The sequence below is a fragment of the Sporolactobacillus terrae DSM 11697 genome (genome assembly GCF_000648615.1).
GTDB lineage: Bacteria > Bacillota > Bacilli > Bacillales > Sporolactobacillaceae > Sporolactobacillus > Sporolactobacillus terrae.
In genome coordinates, this window is record NZ_JFZC01000040.1 from 37779 (window position 1) to 54760 (window position 16982).

Here is a 16982-nt window from a genome sequence, read left to right on the forward strand (position 1 = left end):
TTCAATGGCAAGAGTTAAAGGCGGATATGTGACTCGTCGCAGACGCAAAAGAGTATTAAAATTAGCAAAAGGTTATTTCGGCGCAAAACACAAACTGTTTAAAGTTGCACAACAGCAGGTTTTCAAATCCCTGACTTATGCTTATCGTGACCGTCGTCAAACGAAGCGCAACTTCCGCAGACTGTGGATTGCACGAATCAATGCAGCAGCACGCTTGAACGGACTGTCTTACAGCAAGCTGATCTACGGCTTGAAAGAAGCAGGCGTTGAAGTAAACCGTAAGATGCTCGCTGACCTCGCCGTTAACGATGCAGCAGCATTTGCAACACTCGCTGAAAAAGCAAAAACAGCAGCTAAATAATTTTACCCGTTAAAACAAGCACTCCTGCCGTATTTTTTGTATGGCTGGGGTGCTGTTTTATTGCTTTGAAACTTATGGGTTCCTCTGGCAGCGCTTTGCATGGTGATGAAAACTTCGAACAGATCAGCGCAGGAAAGTCCGTGTCCGAGGAGACTTCCGGATCGCCCGCGGCAAGCGAGCAGCTGTTCAAAGCATAGCGTTGATGAATGAAAGCTGTATGAATTCTAACTCAGAAGGGATCGCCGCATTAAGAATCTAGAAATTTATAGTGCTGGAGTACGGGGGTCGAAATGGACACAATTGAAATCAGGCAAGCAGAAAACGGTGAGGAATGGAATGCTGCGCTCAGCCTGTGGAGCGACGTTTTTCAGAAGGACTGCGCATTCTTTAAAGACAGAATTGAATGGGATCCAAACACGAATTGGCGCCATACATGGATTGCCAAAGTGAACGGGCATTTGGCTGCCGCTGTTCATCTTTTCCAATTCTTTCTTAACTATGATGGGGTTGCACTGAAATGCGGCGGGATTGGCAATGTTGCTGCACGGCCTGAATATCGCGGCAGACATCTTGTGCGAAACTTGTTGAATCAACAATCGAAATGGATGATCGAACATGACTTCGATCTGTCGATGCTCTATACAGGAATTCCTGCTTTTTATGAAAAAGAAGATTGGCATGTGCTGCGTGTGAAAGAACACGTGCTTGAAGTTACGCACATACCGGAAGAGTCTAAGGGAAACGCGCTTTATCTTATTCGCGCATTGCAGGAACAGGATCGCAACGACATCGCGATGCTTTATGACAGGTTTAATCAATCCTTAGTCGGTCCGACGATTCGATCAGCGGCTTACTGGAACGGGCAGTTCAAGTGGCTGAACAATCGAGCAGGTGGCGGTTTCGCTGCTTTTTGTAATCAGCAATTGGTTGCCTATCTCAGATGGGAAGCATTCGATCACGAAAGCGTCGGTCTGCAGGAATGCTGTTATCTGCCAGGACATGAAGCAGCTCTACCTGCATTAGTGCACCGTGTGATAGAAGCTTGGCCTCGAGGAAAAATGATGAGTGTACAAATGCCGGAATCTCATGCGCTGCGGCAATGGTTTGAACGATGGGGCGCGCATCGCCAAGACAATACAAGGACGATGTGGAAAGTCATACGGCTTCCTAAGCTTTGCCGGAAACTGGAGCCGATTTTTTCGAAGCACCTGACGGGTGGGGAACGTCTTTTGTTAAGCGTCGGTTCTGAAACGATTCTTTTTTATCGTGAAAAGGGGCAAGTGACTGCGGCAATGCCGAGCGACTCGATCACTTTTCAAACGTTCATTGAACGCGATGAAACGGATTTCATTCATGATCTTCTGCTTGGAATGGATGAGAAAAAGCAGCCTTATGCTTCTCTCTTTCAAAAGAATGCGTTTGTTTGCTGGAAAACGGATCGTTTTTAAATGCATTTTGCGCGGAAACAAAAACAATCGGAAGCCTAAGCTCCCGATTGTTGCCTTGCGGCTTGTTAGACACCTTGTTCTAGACGCGCCAGCATTTGATCGCGAAACGAAGAATCGGCCTTGTTCCAAATGACTTCAAAGAGAACACCGAGGCCGGGAAGCATCTTTTCTTGACCGTTTTGAATGGCATCAACCACGGTATCTTGCAGTTGCTGCTTATTATTGCCCGATAGATTATGCAGCACAGCACGGCGAATGTCTAAATCCATGAATGACATGCTCCTTTCTAGCAATGAAATGAGTTGAACTATGGTATAGTATGGGTAGCGAAAGCGCAATTATGCGAAAAAATTGGGTATAAGTACAGATTGAATAGACAAAGCAGCGAGCATGCCGCGTGTTTACTGCTTAGAAGGAGTTCTCATTGTGCGTCGAATGGTGTCTTTGCAAAACGAAAAAGTTAAGTTATGGAAAAAATTAAAAACGCGAAAATGGCGCGAACGGGAGCAAATGTATTTGATTGAAGGACCGCATCTTGCACAGGAAGCGGTTTTTTCTGCCAAGGAACATGTGCACTCGATTCTGATTGATGAAGCTTTTCATCTTCCAGCTGATTGGCCGCTTGATTCTATTGAAGTCTTTCAGGTGACCCACAAAATTTTTACCGAGTTATCACAAACGGAAACCCCACAAGGCATTATTGCTGTTTGTGATATGAAAAGCTCATCGCTTGCTCTTAAACCGGGACGTTTTTTACTCGTTGACGGGGTACAAGACCCAGGAAATCTAGGGACGCTGATCCGAACTGCGGACGCTTTCGGACTGGACGCGATCTATCTCGGGGATGGGTGTGTTGACGGCTACAATGCGAAGACGCTGCGTTCCGCGCAAGGGTCGCACTTCCATCTTCCGGTGATCCATAAGAACTTGTTTACGCTGGCTGACGAAATGAAACAGCTGAACATTCCATTATATGGTTCTTCCCTTCAAGGCGATGAGCTGCATCAGGTTAAGGTGTCCAGTCCTCATTATGGACTCGTTGTCGGCAATGAGGGCAACGGGGCGTCACCGGAACTGTTGGCACAAATGAATCGGCAGGTAAAGATCCCGATGGCTGGCCGTGCTGAATCGCTGAATGTCGCCGTGGCATCCGGTATTCTGCTTTATTGGCTTGAATCAGCAAGGCTTGCATAAGCGACTTGAATTGCCTATACTAGGAGTACACGCATAAGTGAAAGATCGGATTCATGTTTCATGAGATGAACCGATATGAATGGAAAAACGATGATGGAGAGCAGTACTTCGATATTTACCATTCAGGGAGAGCAGGCCGTCGACTGGAAGCCTGCTTATGGGTCGGATCGAATGAATTCACTCTTGAGTTGCCGTTTGAACACCGGTAGACATGCCGGTCTAGAATGCGCCGGCACGCGCCGTTAAACGTTTTAAGTGGACAGTCGATCAGAGACTGTCAACGAGGGTGGTACCGCGACGCTTCGTCCCTTTTCAGGGGCGGAGCTTTTTTGCTTTCCGAAAAAAGTGCAAAGGGATGAAGACAGATGTTAAAAGAGAAATTGCTTGAGCTGCGTCAGCAGGCACTGAGCACCATTGACTCAGCGGATGAGTTGAAGGCACTTCAAGAAGCGCATGTCCGTTTTCTCGGCAAAAAAGGACCGATTACGGAAATTTTGAAAGGCATGGGTAAGCTTTCCAAGGAAGAACGGCCGGATGTCGGCAAGCTTGCCAACGAGGTTCGTCAATTGATCGCTGCGAGAATTGAAGAAAAGAAGACCGATTTAGAAGCCAGACTGCTTGACCTGAAACTCGAATCGGAGAAACTTGATGTCACGCTGCCGGGAAGAAAAACCGTACCGGGGAGCCATCATTTGCTCGCATCAATCATTCGTGAAGTGGAGGATTTGTTTATCGGTTTAGGCTTCTCGATTGAAGAAGGACCTGAAGTCGAGCAAGACTACTACAATTTCGAAGCGCTGAATTTGCCGAAGGATCATCCGGCTCGCGATATGCAGGATTCCTTCTATATTACGGATGACATTCTGATGCGTACCCATACGTCACCGGTGCAGGCACGTACGCTTGAGAAGCATAAAGGAGTTGGCCCGGTGAAAATTATTTGTCCGGGCAAGGTATACCGCCGCGATAATGACGATGCGACGCACTCCCATCAGTTTATGCAAATCGAAGGACTCTATGTGGATCACAAGGTTCGCTTAAGCGATCTAAAAGGAATTCTGACGGTATTCGCCAAGCATATGTTCGGGGCAGATCGTGAAATCCGTCTGCGTCCAAGCTTCTTTCCATTCACCGAACCATCGGTGGAAATGGATATCTCCTGTTTCAGGTGCGGCGGTCATGGCTGCAACGTCTGCAAGGGAACCGGCTGGATTGAAATTCTCGGTGCCGGAATGGTACACCCGAATGTCCTTCGGATGTCTGGGTTTGACCCGAGCGAGTATACCGGTTTTGCATTTGGCATGGGACCGGAACGGATTGCGATGCTGAAGTACGGGATTGAAGACATTCGCCATTTCTACACCGACGATATTCGTTTCTTAAAACAATTTTATCGGGCTTAAGGAGGAAAATTAAACCATGCTGGTTTCTTATAATTGGCTTCAGGACTACGTTGACTTAGACGGTATTACACCGGAAGATTTAGCAAATAAAATTACCAACGCCGGAATTGAGGTGGAACATCTCAATTATCCCGGCGAAGGATTAAAAGGAATCGTTGTCGGCAAAGTTGAGTCATGCACGCAGCATCCGGAAGCAGAAAAGCTGCATCTATGCCAAGTGAACCTTGGCAGTGAGACGGTGCAAATTGTGTGTGGTGCGCCAAATGTTGCTGCCGGTCAAAAAGTACCGGTTGCAACGGTCGGTGCAAGAATCGCCGGCAATGTTAAAATCAAACGGGCTAAATTGCGCGGTGAAGTGTCGAACGGAATGATCTGTTCGCTAGATGAACTGGGCTTTGATCATAATTATGTACCAAAGGAATACGCAGACGGGATCTACGTCTTTGATGACGAAGTGCCAGTCGGGGCGGATGCGCTTCCTTTCTTAAATTTGGATGATGCACTTCTGGAATTGGATATTTTAGTGAACAGTGCGCATTGTATGAATATGATCGGTGTTGCCTATGAAGTCAGCGCGATTCTTGACCGTCCACTTCACTTAGCCAAACCGCATGTTGAAGAGTCGGATCAAGAGGCAAGTGAGAAGATTCAGGTCATGATTGCCGACCCGAAAAAAGTTCCTTATTACGGTGCACGTCTGCTGACCGGAATTAATGTGAAGCCTTCCCCGCGCTGGATGCAGCTTCGATTGATCGCGGCCGGCGTTCGGCCAATTAACAATGTTGTGGATAGTTCAAACTATGTCATGCTGGAATACGGGCAGCCGCTCCACACGTTTGATTATGATCAATTCGGATCGGAACGCGTACTGGTTCGTGCAGCGGGAGAGAATGAAGAAATCACGACCCTGGATGGACAACGACGCAAGCTGACAAACGAGGATCTTCTGATCACTAACGGCAAGCAAGGTGTAGCAGTCGCCGGTGTGATGGGCGGCGAAAATACGGAAGTTTCTGCAGCAACGAAAAATGTTTTGCTTGAGGCAGCCGTTTTCGATTCGATTTCCATTCGCCGGACGGCTGCCAGACTGCAGCTGCGCTCCGATGCCAGCAGCCGTTATGAAAAAGGAATTGATCGCAATCGCGTTGTTTCCGCAGCGGATCGTGCAGCGGAATTGCTGACTCAGTTTGCTGATGCGACCGTTCTGCGCGGGATTGTCGATGCCGGCGAACGAACGGTTCCAGATTGCATGATTACGATGCCGTGGCAAAAGATTAATCAAGTGCTTGGTGCCCAACTGACGCTTGAAGAGATCACCGGTACGCTGAAACGGTTGCATTTTTCTGTTGAAACCGAGGGCGATACCATGCATGTATCCGTCCCGGCTCGACGTTTTGATGTAACCATTCCAGAAGATCTCGTTGAAGAAGTCGGCCGTGTTTTCGGTTATAACCACATTAAGGCGACACTGCCTGAAGGCACATCGGCACATGCGGCCCTTACTCCGTATCAGAAGGCACGTCGCAGGGTCGAGGCGCTGATGGAAGGAACAGGGCTCAGTCAGGTATACACCTATTCGTTAACGACAAAGGAAAGCGTAGCATCTTATGCAGTTCGCAATCAAGAGGCAGCGCCAACGCAAGTCATTTGGCCGATGAGCGAAGAGCATGCGGCTTTGCGTCAGAGCATGATCCCGCAACTGATAAATGTGGTGCACTACCATCTCAATCGGCAAATGCCCAATGTAAAGTTTTATGAAATTGGAAAGGTATTTTTGCCTGTTGCCGGCGCAGCACGACCTGCGGAGGAAGAACATCTGGCGGGAATAATTACCGGCAAACGCAGTGAGCGGACCTGGGAAGGCGAAGCAAACGATGTTGATTTCTTCTCGGTAAAGGGAATTGTTGAAACACTGTTTGATGCACTTGGTGTGAGCAGCCAGATTTCTTATCAACCAGCGAAGCGTTCGGGCATGCATCCTGGACAAACTGCTGATATTCTTAGAAATGGAGAGGTTATCGGTTATGTCGGCGCCCTTCATCCAAAAGTTGAGAAGGATAACGATCTGAATAAAACGTTTGTTTTTGAAGTTGCCCTTGACGCGTTGATCCGTCATGGTGAACTGGGCATCACCTATCAGGGGCTGCCGCGTTTTCCATCGACAACGCGCGATATTGCACTCGTTGTGAAGCGGGCAACAGCAGCGTCCGATCTTGACCGTGTCATTCGCAAAAATGGCGCGCCGCTGCTTCATTCGCTCCGTCTCTTCGATGTCTATGAAGGTTCCCATGTCGCAGACGACGAGAAATCACTTGCATTCTCGCTTGTCTACCAAGACCCGGAACGCACGTTGACCGATGATGAAGTAAACGCAGTGCATGAAAAGATTATCAAAGCCTGCGCTGATGAATTTGGAGCAGAACTGCGCGGATAAATCAGAATGACGAAAAGATCAGTGCGAGCGAATCGCATTGGTCTTTTTTTGCAGGCAAAGAAAACTTATGATATTGCCCCATCTACAAACCCATAGCCCCATGGCTTGGTTAAGAATCAAAGCGGAGGAGCTCGGGCGCCCGCGGCAAGCGAGCAATCGGAGCGACGATTCAGCACCGAAAAGACAGGAGACCATCATACATGTATGAAGGAACTTTTCTAAAGGAACTTTCGCTAAGTGCGCATACGTCCTGTATGCAACGCGAAAGTCATCACATCCTGTGAAAGTACGTCCTGTATGCAACGCGAAAGCCACCGCATCCTGCGGAAGTAAGGATCAAGCACAACTTGGTTTTTCAAACAACTTGTTAATTTCCAGTCTCTCTATCTAAGTGAGAGGAGTTCATACATGGAAGTTGTTTTTCAATCGCTTGCGTTTCTGATATGATAAAGACAAAAAGCGGCTTTAATCGCTAAGTTTTAAGAATGATTGTGAACAGCTCGAAATGATGCAAAAAAAGAAAGTTGGGATAGATCTTATGCTTCTCACGCTCATTTTAATTATTCTGCTCGCCTCAGGACTTTTTAATGGTTTTCGGCGCGGTTTAATTTTGCAGCTCGTGCATTTGGCGAGTTTTATCATCGCCTATATTGTCGCATTTATGTACTTTAAACCATTGGCAGGCACATTGAAATTTTGGATTCCATTTCCAACCTCTGCTTCAGAAAGCGGAATGTTTCAATTTCTCGGGACGATGGACCTGCAGACCGCTTATTATCGCGCGATCGCATTTGTGATCTTATTTATTGCAACCAAAATAATCTTGAATATTCTCGGCTCGACGCTTAACTTTTTGGCTGAATTGCCAATCTTGCGCTCAGTCAATCACTTAGGCGGAGCGGTTCTTGGTTTCGCAGAGATTTATTTAATCTTATTCTTTTTACTTTACGCGGGCTCATTAACGCCTGTCAGCGAGATTCAATCAGCCATTGATAAATCCTCGCTCGCTCAGTCGATGATCACCCACACGCCGTACTTTTCCAACCTGCTGAAAGAAATATGGGTTGCTTTTGCCGGATTAATCGGCTGACGATAATGGAGCACATGCGGTTTTTAACCTAACTGACAGTGTTTCTAGCTAGATGCATGCGAATAATAAGCACTCAAAGGTGACAATTGTGGATAAAAAACAAATCATCAAACACTTAGATACGATTGCATTATATTTGGAAATTAAGGGCGAGAATACGTTCAAAGTTGCCGCTTATCATCGTGCCGGACTTGCACTTGAGAATGATCCACGGTCGATGGATCAAATTGAGGACGTCAGCAAGCTGAAGGGTATCGGCAAATCAACAGCAATGGTCATTGATGAACTGATGAGCAGCGGCAGATCATCAGTGTTGCAGGCATTCGAAAAAGAGATTCCGAGCGGGCTGCTTGATCTGCTGCGGTTGCCCGGGCTTGGCGGGAAAAAGATCGGCAGATTGTATCGAGAACTGGGTGTAGTCGATCAAAACACCTTGAGAGCCGCCTGTGAACAAGAGAAGGTGCGTGCACTGTCCGGTTTCGGAGCGAAAAGTGAGGAACGCATCCTTCAAGCTTTAAATGAACAAAAGCGTCCGGCACAGCTTGCGCTCCCTTACATGCTTGACTTGTCAGAACAATTGGCACAGATTCTCCAATCCATCGAGGCTATCGCTCGCTTTTCAAAGGCAGGGAGCTTGAGACGCACGAAGGAGAAGATGAAGGATTTGGATTTCGTCATTGAAACCGATGAACCTGAATTCGTCTCAGAACAATTGTTAAAAGAATTGCCGATACACGAAGTGGTCGGCAAAGGCGAAGCGAAGATGACCGTCATTTTAGATGATCCGAATCATGTATCGGTCGATTTTCGCTATGCAACGAAGCAAACGTATGCATCGATGCTGCTTCATTTTACCGGGTCAAAGGAACACAATGTTCTGCTTCGTCGTCTCGCCAAGGAGCGCAATGAAAAAATCAGCGAATATGGGATTGAATGTGAGGACGGTTCAGTACGTACATTCACAACGGAGTCTGCGATTTATCGCGACTTTGGCTGCAGCTTCATTCCGCCGCAAGCTCGCGAGGGTAAAGATGAATTGGAGTGGGCGAAGAAAGGTCCGCTGCCTCTGATTCACTTGTCTGATATTAAAGGGGATCTGCATATGCACTCGACCTGGAGTGATGGGGCACATACGATCGCTGAAATGGCTGAAGCGATGCGAGCGAAAGGGTATACTTATGCCTGCTTGACCGATCATTCGCATTCCCTGCGTGTTGCTCATGGATTAAGCAGTGAGCGGTTGTTGCGCCAGCGCGAAGAAATTGAGAAAATCAATGCGCGCTTTGATGATTTCACACTCTATGCGGGTGTTGAAATGGATATCTTGCCGGACGGATCCTTGGATTATCCGGATGATGTGCTGGCCCAGCTTGATTTCGTTATTGCTTCGATTCATTCTTCCTTTTCACAGAGTCAGAGCCAAATCATGAAACGGCTGGAGAACGCCTGCCGCAACCCCTATGTCCGTCTGATTGCCCACCCGACCGGCCGATTACTTGGTAAACGACGCGGGTATGCTGTTGATGTGGAGCGGTTAATTGAACGCGCAAAAGAGACGGGAACAGCGCTTGAATTAAATGCCAGCCGATTCCGGCTGGACTTATCCGCAAAATGGCTGGGCAAGGTTCAGGATGCAGGTGTAAAAATTGCCATTGATACGGACAGTCATTCGATGGAAATGATGAATGACATGGCGCTTGGCGTTGAAACAGCAATCCGAGCGGGAATTCGACCGCAAACGGTGCTGAACACTTGGAGCGAAGCACAGTTAAAGACCTTTTTACATCAGCAAAAATCCGGTATAACGGTCACAACGGAATAAACGAATTTTGCACGAGAATCGATAAAGAAACAACCTCAAGTTGAGGGAGATGTCATGATTGAACGAACACGCACTAAGCATTCTCGACTACAAAAAAATTAAACAACAGTTAATGCGCCATACGGCCTCATCACTTGGAAAAGGGCTGATCCATGCGCTCACACCATCAGGAGAGCTAGATAAAGTCATAGAAATGCAAGAAGCAACCGATGAAGGAGCAACCGTACTGCGTCTCAAGGGTTCCGTACCATTTGGCGGCATTACCGATGTTCGTCCGGCACTCAAACGATCAAAAATCGGCGGGTTACTGCAAGCCAGAGAGTTGATTGATCTTGCCGACACGATTCGCGGCGCTCGCCTGATGAAGAAGTTTATTTTGAATTTAATTGAAGATCAAGAACTCGAACTTCCCATTTTACAGGAGTGCACGGAAACGATTGATCCTCCGGGCGAATTAGAACGAAAGATTCGTCGTGCGATTGATGATCAAGGCGCCGTCATGGATTCGGCAAGTCCTGCGCTTCGGCATATTCGCGGACAGATTCGTACATGTGACAGCCGTGTGAAACAAAAGCTGGAAAACATCGTCCGTTCGAGCGGAAAAATGCTTTCAGAAACAATCATAACCATTCGAAATGATCGTCAGGTCATCCCGGTCAAACAGCAGTACCGTGCTTCGTTTGGCGGTATTGTTCATGATCAGTCTGCTTCCGGAGCCACCTTATTTATTGAACCTCAGGCAATTGTTGACTTGAACAATCAACTGAGTGAAGCACGAGCAAAGGAGCGCCATGAAATCGAACGGATTTTACGCGCCCTCTCTGAGGAAACCTCCGAGTACGCGGAAGTGATGCTTGAGAACATAGAAGTACTGGCGCAATTGGATTTTATCTTTGCCAAAGCCGGTTATGCGCACGAAATCAAAGCAACTCGCCCGAAACTGAACGATCAAGGGATTATTCGGTTGAAAAAAGCGCGTCATCCGCTCATTGATCGCCAACGTGTCGTTCCGATTGATGTTCTATTTGATGAGCAAACACACGCACTGATCATTACCGGCCCCAATACTGGCGGGAAAACCGTTTCATTGAAAACAACAGGACTGCTGACGCTCATGGCCCAGTCCGGGCTGCAAATTCCAGTTGATGAAGGATCAGAAGCTAGTGTGTTCCGTGAAGTATTTGCTGATATTGGCGACGAGCAGTCAATTGAGCAGAGCCTGAGTACTTTTTCTTCACATATGACCAATATTGTTGCGATTTTAAAACGGGTAGACTTCAACAGTCTTGTTCTTTTTGACGAACTGGGTGCGGGAACCGATCCCCAGGAGGGTGCAGCGCTCTCAATGTCGATTTTAGACGCGGTTTATGGTAAAGGGGCAACGATTGTCTGCACGACGCACTACAGTGAGTTGAAAGCCTATGCTTACGAGCGGCAAGGCGTGATGAACGCCAGCGTCGAATTCGATGTCGGAACGTTGAGCCCAACCTATCGATTGCTGCTTGGCGTGCCGGGGCGAAGCAATGCTTTTGAAATCTCTCGAAAATTAGGTCTGCCGGCAGAGATCATTGCTGGCGCTAAGCTTCAAATCAGCACGGAAACGAATCAGGTCGATAAAATGATTGCCTCACTCGAGCAAAATCGAAAAACCGCAGAGCGCGAAGAAGAGCGAGCACGCAAGCTGAAGCTCGAGGTTGAGGCACGTGAAGCGGATCTGACCAAAAAGCTCAATGAATTGGAGCGGTCAAAGGAAGAAATTCTTAACAAAGCGCGTGAAAAGGCAGAACGAGCACTAAGCGGTGCACGGCGTGAGGCAGAAGAAATTATTGAGGAACTGCGTAACTACCAGCACAGCGGCAATGTAAAGGAACATCAGCTCATCGATGCCAAAACCAAGCTGACACACGCACTGGATTCATTGCAGCCAAAGGATTCCGATCAAGTCAAGAAACCGGAACAGAAGTTGGATCGTAGTTTTCATCCTGGCGATACGGTGAAAATTATCAGCTTCGGTCAGGAAGGCTACATTGTCAGCAAAATCAGCGATCAAGACTATTTGGTTCAGGCCGGGATTCTGAAAATGAATGTGAAAGCAAATGATTTGAAACGGATCAAGGAGAAGAAACAAGCGAAACCAGTCGTGAATGTTCGAACAGCTGCCCAAACCGTCCGACCGGAACTTGACCTTCGCGGAGAGCGCTATGAAGATGCAATGCGACGCGTCGAGAAATACCTTGACGAAGCCATGCTGGCCGGTTATGCACGCGTCTCGATTATCCACGGGAAAGGAACGGGGGCGTTGCGAAAAGGCGTCACCAAGTTAATTGACCGTCATCCACGCGTGAAAAACGCGCGACTTGGGTCGCAAGGTGAAGGCGGAAGCGGTGTCACTGTTGTTGAATTTAAGTGATTTAGTGCTCAAGCTGAATAATGGCATCAAATCATTGCACATGCTATACTTTGTTTCATAAGGCATTCTGATTTAATCAAGGAGGTTTTTCTGAAATGGCGATTAGTCAAGTAAACGACGCAAATTTTGCGGATGAAACTTCTAAGGGACTTGTCCTTGCCGACTTTTGGGCAACTTGGTGCGGACCATGCAAAATGATGGCCCCGGTTCTTGAAGAAGTCGATTCTGAATTAGCGGATAATCTAAAAATTGTGAAGCTGGATGTTGATGAAAATCAAGCAACAGCAAGCAAATATGGGGTTATGAGTATCCCAACGATGTTCTTGTTCAAAGACGGCGAAGTGGTTGACAAAGTTGTCGGCTTCCAGCCGAAAGAAGCACTGGCAGAACGGATTAAACAGCACATCGGCTGATTCGAACTGAATGCAACCAAAGAAGCCGGGACGATTTGCAGACGCAAAGCCGCCCCGGCTTTTCTTTGCAAGGTCTATGCGTTTGGTCGAGGAAAGCCTGTGAAGCAAATGCTCATATGCTCGGGCACGCCCGCGAGATTGCACCTTGTTGATGCAAGCCAGGTGGAGACCCCGCAGGCATTTTGCCAAGAGCCGAGGAGGTTTCCGGACTGCCCGCGGCAAGCGAGCAACCGAAGCGTTGATGCACAACCGCAAAGCTACAAACCAACGTCAGCCTGAAAATTAAAAAACCGGCGCATCCTGCGGAAGTAAGCTCGAGCTTGTTGGTTTTTCTAACTGCAGTTAAAGGATGATCATCAATGATAAATGAAAAAATTAAAGAAAAATTGAGCCTTCTTCCCAAACAGCCGGGCTGTTATCAGATGAAGAATAGCCAAGGCGAAATTATCTATGTCGGCAAAGCGAAAAACTTATTTAACCGCGTACATTCGTATTTCAGCGGGTCTCACGATGCCAAAACACAGCGTCTGGTTGCTGATATTGCCGATTTTGAATATATCGTGGTCTCATCAGAAATTGAATCATTGCTTCTAGAGATTAATTTGATTAAAAAGTACGAGCCGCGTTACAACATCATGCTCAAGGATGATAAAAGCTATCCCTATATTAAATTAACTTCTGAAAAGTATCCGCGGCTGATCATCACACGTAAAGTCAATCGCAAGAGTGGCAAGTATTTTGGCCCGTACCCGAACGTCACCGCAGCGAATGAAACGAAGCGGCTTCTGGATCATCTCTATCCGCTGCGAAAATGCCGTACCTTGCCGAACCGCGTCTGTCTTTATTATCATATCGGCCAATGCCTAGCCCCTTGCGTCAACGAAATTCCTCCAGAAACCTACAGGACGATGGCAGAGGAGATCACCCGATTTCTTAACGGCGGGGGTTATAAGGACGTGAAGAGGAAACTGAAGCAGGAAATGCTGGAAGCTTCCGATCAACTCAACTTCGAGAAGGCAAAAGAGCTGCGCGATCAGATCAATAATATTGAAACGGTCATGGAAAAACAGAAAATTATTTTTAATGATCTGGATGATCGTGACGTTTTCGGTTACTCCTTTGACAAAGGCTGGATGTGTGTCCAAGTCTTTTTCATGCGCCAAGGCAAGCTGATTGAACGAAAAGTATCTCTTTTTCCTTTCTATCAGGAACCGGAAGAAGATTTTCTAACATTTATCGGTCAATTTTACAGCCATCAGAATCATTTGAAGCCGAAAGAAGTGCTGATTCCGCAATCGGTGGACCGAGCGTTAATCGCGCAAATGCTGGAAACCGATGTAATCCAACCACAGCGCGGACGAAAAAAAGATTTGGTTGAAATGGCCGTAAAAAATGCACGCATTGCGTTGAAAGAAAAATTTGCACTGATTGAACGTGATGAAAATCGGACCATTGGCGCGGTCGAACAGTTGGGCGAAGCGCTCGATATGCCGGCGCCGCGCCGCATTGAAACCTTTGACAATTCAAACATTCAAGGGGCAGATCCGGTTTCAGCGATGGTTGTTTTTGAAGATGGCCGTCCAAAGAAAAGCGACTATCGCAAGTATCGGATCAAGACGGTGAATGGGCCGGACGACTTTGCGACCATGCGTGAGGTTGTGCGCCGCCGCTACGGACGCCTCCTAAAAGAAAATAGGCCGCTGCCGGATCTGATTTTAATTGATGGAGGCAAAGGCCAGTTATCCGCAGCGATTGATGTGCTGGAAAATGAATTTGGTCTGTATATTCCGGTAGCCGGGTTGGCAAAAGATGAAAAGCATCGCACGGCGCAACTGGTGGTCGGCGAACCGTCGCAGCCGGTTCCGCTTCCCCGTAACAGTCAGGCGTTCTATCTGCTGCAGCGCATTCAAGATGAAGTCCACCGATTTGCGATTACGTTCCACCGCCAGCTTCGGGCGAAAGCGATGATTCATTCGCTCCTTGACGATATTCCGGGAATTGGAAATCAGCGAAAACAGATGCTGCTGCGAAAATTTGGTTCGATGAAAAAAATTCGAGAAGCGAGCAGAGAGGAACTGCATGAGGCAGGGCTTCCGGAGAAAGTTGCTGAATCGGTGCGTACTTATTTGGATCAGAACGATTAAAAGGTATTGTTTCGGCGGTTGAGGTTTGTTATAATTTCCATAACTTAATTTTTCAAATATCTGAAGTGATAGAGGAGCAGTCTTCATCAGTAGGCCGCGCGAGAAGCATGAACTTTTATGAACGCGTCCGGAAGGGAAGTCTGCCGAAGCGGGAACGGATTCATGTCCGTTCCGGGCTGGACCTGCATTGAATAAATGCAGAGCTGTCACACTTGAAGGGGCTATTGCCTTGACGAAGTAGTGTGGAGAACTATCTCAGCATGTTGAAAAACGATTGACTGTTCAACAGCGGGGATTTTCTCGCTGTTCTTTTTGTCACTGCAGATCTTGATGAATAAGGAGTCATCGCTTATCAGAGAGATCCCAAAGCTTCTTGAGAGAGGATCCGGAAAAGCGAAATGAAAAATGCCGGTCAGCGTTTAAAGGAGCGAGTTTAGGTGGCTTTAACAGTAATGAAATTTGGCGGAACCTCCGTCGCATCGGTGGAACGGCTGCAGAAGGTAGCGGATAAAGTCATTAAGAAAAAAGAAGCCGGCGATCAAGTGATCGTGGTTGTTTCTGCCATGGGGAAAACAACCGATCAGTTGGTCTCTATGGCCGGCGAGATTTCTGATCGGCCGTCAACACGGGAAATGGATGTGCTTTTGTCAACGGGTGAACAGGTGACCATTGCTTTACTGTCAATGGTGCTGAACGAACGCGGCCATAAAGCGATCTCATACACGGGTTGGCAGGCTGGAATCAAGACGGAAGCGGTTCACGAAAATGCACGGATTGCATCGATTGACACCTCCCTGATCCGTCCACAATTAAATGAAGGCTCAATCATCATCATCGCAGGTTTTCAAGGCGTCACCGAAACTGGCGACATTACAACATTGGGCCGCGGCGGTTCAGACACATCGGCAGTAGCGATTGCCGAAGCATTCGCTGCGAAGCGCTGTGAAATATACACAGATGTGACCGGTGTCTTCACGACCGATCCGCGCTTCGTGAAAAAGGCGCGAAAACTTAAGGAAATCAGTTACGATGAGATGCTCGAGATGGCTTACCTTGGAGCGGGCGTCCTTCATCCGCGGGCGGTTGAGTACGCAAAAAACAGTCATCTTGAACTCGTCGTGTGCTCCTCATTTACCGATGAGGAAGGCACGGTCATTAAGGAGGAAGTATCAATGGAAACGAGTAAGTCGGTTCGTGGACTCGCTTTTGAAAAAAATGTTACCAAAGTGACATTGCTTGGACTGCCGAATAATGTGTCGGCGGTCTCGCGCGTTTTTGATACAATTGCAGATAAAAAGATCAATATCGACGTCATTGTGCAGAATGTGCTTGATGAAGCGCGAACAAACCTGTCTTTTACCGTTGATCATGAACTTCTGGAAGAGACATTGGATGTTCTCCGTGGAAGCGAAAAAGAACTGGGCTATCAGCAGCTGATCTATGAATCGGAATTGGCCAAGTTGTCGATCGTCGGCTCAGGCATGGCCTCTAACCCAGGGGTTGCAGCAGAAATGTTCCATGCGCTCGCCAGCCAAAAGATTAAGATTAAAATGATCAGCACATCGGAGATCAAAGTCTCAACAATCATTGATGAGGCCAAGTTGATTGAAGCGCTTGACACACTTCATGAAACCTTCCACTTGTCGGAGGAAGAGTCGGTCAGCCTTTGATCTGAATACAATGAAACGATTCGATGCAAATAATCCCCCGAGGATGTGACCCATTCTCGGGGGATTTTGATTGTTTTTGGAAGCAACAGATCATTCATTGTTATGTACATGATCCTTTGCATCCCATTTCACTTGAAAAACAATCTTTTTTTGACGACCATTTTTCACTTCCATATAGGTTTCCGCGACGCAGCCGGTTTGATGCTGGATTTGTTCAGCAATAAATCCGGATTCAAGTGAAAAGCTGTCTGTGTTTGGGAAATCCTTAATCCGCGCTTCAACAAGTGCGGAGCTGCATTCAAACGTCGTTTTATTTTTTGATTGACTGACTTGCTGCAAATGCCCCCATCCGGCGCGAGTAAAAAAGTCGATGATTTGCTGCTCATTTTCGAGTGGATACCGTCTGGCGAGCTTACGACCGGACCAGTACAAGATTGGAGCAGTTTCCTTGTTCAGAAGTTCTGGAATTAATAAATTTCGAATCAATTCATAACCAAAAGCCGGTACGGTCGCGTCACCGTAGTGCTCCGGCTGTGGACAGGTTTCATTTCTCGTCATCTTCTATCCCTCCACAAACTATTATAACGGTCTTT

General features: G+C 47.4%; 13 protein-coding genes, 1 riboswitch and 1 other annotated feature. Of the genes, 11 read left to right on the forward strand and 2 right to left on the reverse strand.

The features are described from left to right. The first annotated feature begins 4 nt into the window (after window positions 1-4). Entirely contained in the window at window positions 5-361 is a 357-nt protein-coding gene (gene rplT / locus AA84_RS0108310; protein ID WP_028976822.1) for a 50S ribosomal protein L20, read from the forward strand. 290 nt (window positions 362-651) lie between these two features. After that, a complete protein-coding gene (locus tag AA84_RS0108320; RefSeq protein ID WP_028976823.1) occupies window positions 652-1809 on the forward strand; it encodes a GNAT family N-acetyltransferase in 1158 nt (385 codons plus the stop codon). A 65-nt stretch (window positions 1810-1874) separates the two neighbouring features. Here the strand turns inward: AA84_RS0108320 and sspI are convergent, their stop codons facing one another. Then, window positions 1875-2078 carry a small acid-soluble spore protein SspI gene (gene sspI, locus AA84_RS0108325; protein ID WP_028976824.1) on the reverse strand — a complete coding sequence of 68 codons (204 nt, stop codon included), beginning with the start codon at window positions 2076-2078 and terminating at the stop codon, window positions 1875-1877. Window positions 2079-2244: 166 nt separating this feature from the next. Here sspI and AA84_RS0108330 point away from each other — a divergent pair, with 166 nt between their 5' ends. From AA84_RS0108330 to AA84_RS0108370, 9 genes are all read left to right on the forward strand, one after another. After that, a complete protein-coding gene (locus AA84_RS0108330; protein WP_037563298.1) occupies window positions 2245-3003 on the forward strand; it encodes a TrmH family RNA methyltransferase in 759 nt (252 codons plus the stop codon). 81 nt (window positions 3004-3084) lie between these two features. Beyond that, window positions 3085-3316: a binding site (T-box leader), on the forward strand. 52 nt (window positions 3317-3368) lie between these two features. Beyond that, the gene (pheS, locus tag AA84_RS0108335; protein WP_028976826.1) at window positions 3369-4406 is read left to right on the forward strand and encodes a phenylalanine--tRNA ligase subunit alpha; all 1038 of its coding nucleotides are present in this window, start codon (window positions 3369-3371) and stop codon (window positions 4404-4406) included. Window positions 4407-4422: 16 nt separating this feature from the next. Then, window positions 4423-6840 (forward strand): phenylalanine--tRNA ligase subunit beta, encoded by a 2418-nt coding sequence (gene pheT, locus AA84_RS0108340; RefSeq protein ID WP_028976827.1) that lies wholly within the window; start codon window positions 4423-4425, stop codon window positions 6838-6840. Window positions 6841-7378: 538 nt separating this feature from the next. Beyond that, window positions 7379-7930, forward strand: coding sequence for a CvpA family protein (locus AA84_RS0108345; RefSeq protein WP_037563299.1), 552 nt, complete (start codon window positions 7379-7381; stop codon window positions 7928-7930). A gap of 52 nt (window positions 7931-7982) precedes the next feature. Next, window positions 7983-9752: a DNA polymerase/3'-5' exonuclease PolX gene (polX, locus tag AA84_RS0108350; protein WP_172968996.1), complete on the forward strand. Its 1770-nt coding sequence runs from the start codon at window positions 7983-7985 to the stop codon at window positions 9750-9752. 58 nt (window positions 9753-9810) lie between these two features. Next, window positions 9811-12162, forward strand: a complete 2352-nt coding sequence (locus tag AA84_RS0108355; RefSeq protein ID WP_028976830.1) for an endonuclease MutS2 — start codon at window positions 9811-9813, stop codon at window positions 12160-12162. Window positions 12163-12257: 95 nt separating this feature from the next. Then, on the forward strand, window positions 12258-12575 hold the full coding sequence (trxA, locus tag AA84_RS0108360) for a thioredoxin (RefSeq protein WP_028976831.1): 318 nt from the start codon (window positions 12258-12260) through the stop codon (window positions 12573-12575). 362 nt (window positions 12576-12937) lie between these two features. Continuing rightward, window positions 12938-14719, forward strand: a complete 1782-nt coding sequence (gene uvrC, locus AA84_RS0108365) for an excinuclease ABC subunit UvrC (RefSeq protein ID WP_028976832.1) — start codon at window positions 12938-12940, stop codon at window positions 14717-14719. A 61-nt stretch (window positions 14720-14780) separates the two neighbouring features. Continuing rightward, window positions 14781-14980, forward strand: a riboswitch (Lysine riboswitch). Window positions 14981-15156: 176 nt separating this feature from the next. Further along, window positions 15157-16389, forward strand: coding sequence for an aspartate kinase (locus tag AA84_RS0108370; RefSeq protein ID WP_028976833.1), 1233 nt, complete (start codon window positions 15157-15159; stop codon window positions 16387-16389). A 90-nt stretch (window positions 16390-16479) separates the two neighbouring features. Here the strand turns inward: AA84_RS0108370 and AA84_RS0108375 are convergent, their stop codons facing one another. Further along, entirely contained in the window at window positions 16480-16947 is a 468-nt protein-coding gene (locus AA84_RS0108375) for a YslB family protein (RefSeq protein WP_010026146.1), read from the reverse strand. Window positions 16948-16982: the final 35 nt, after the last annotated feature.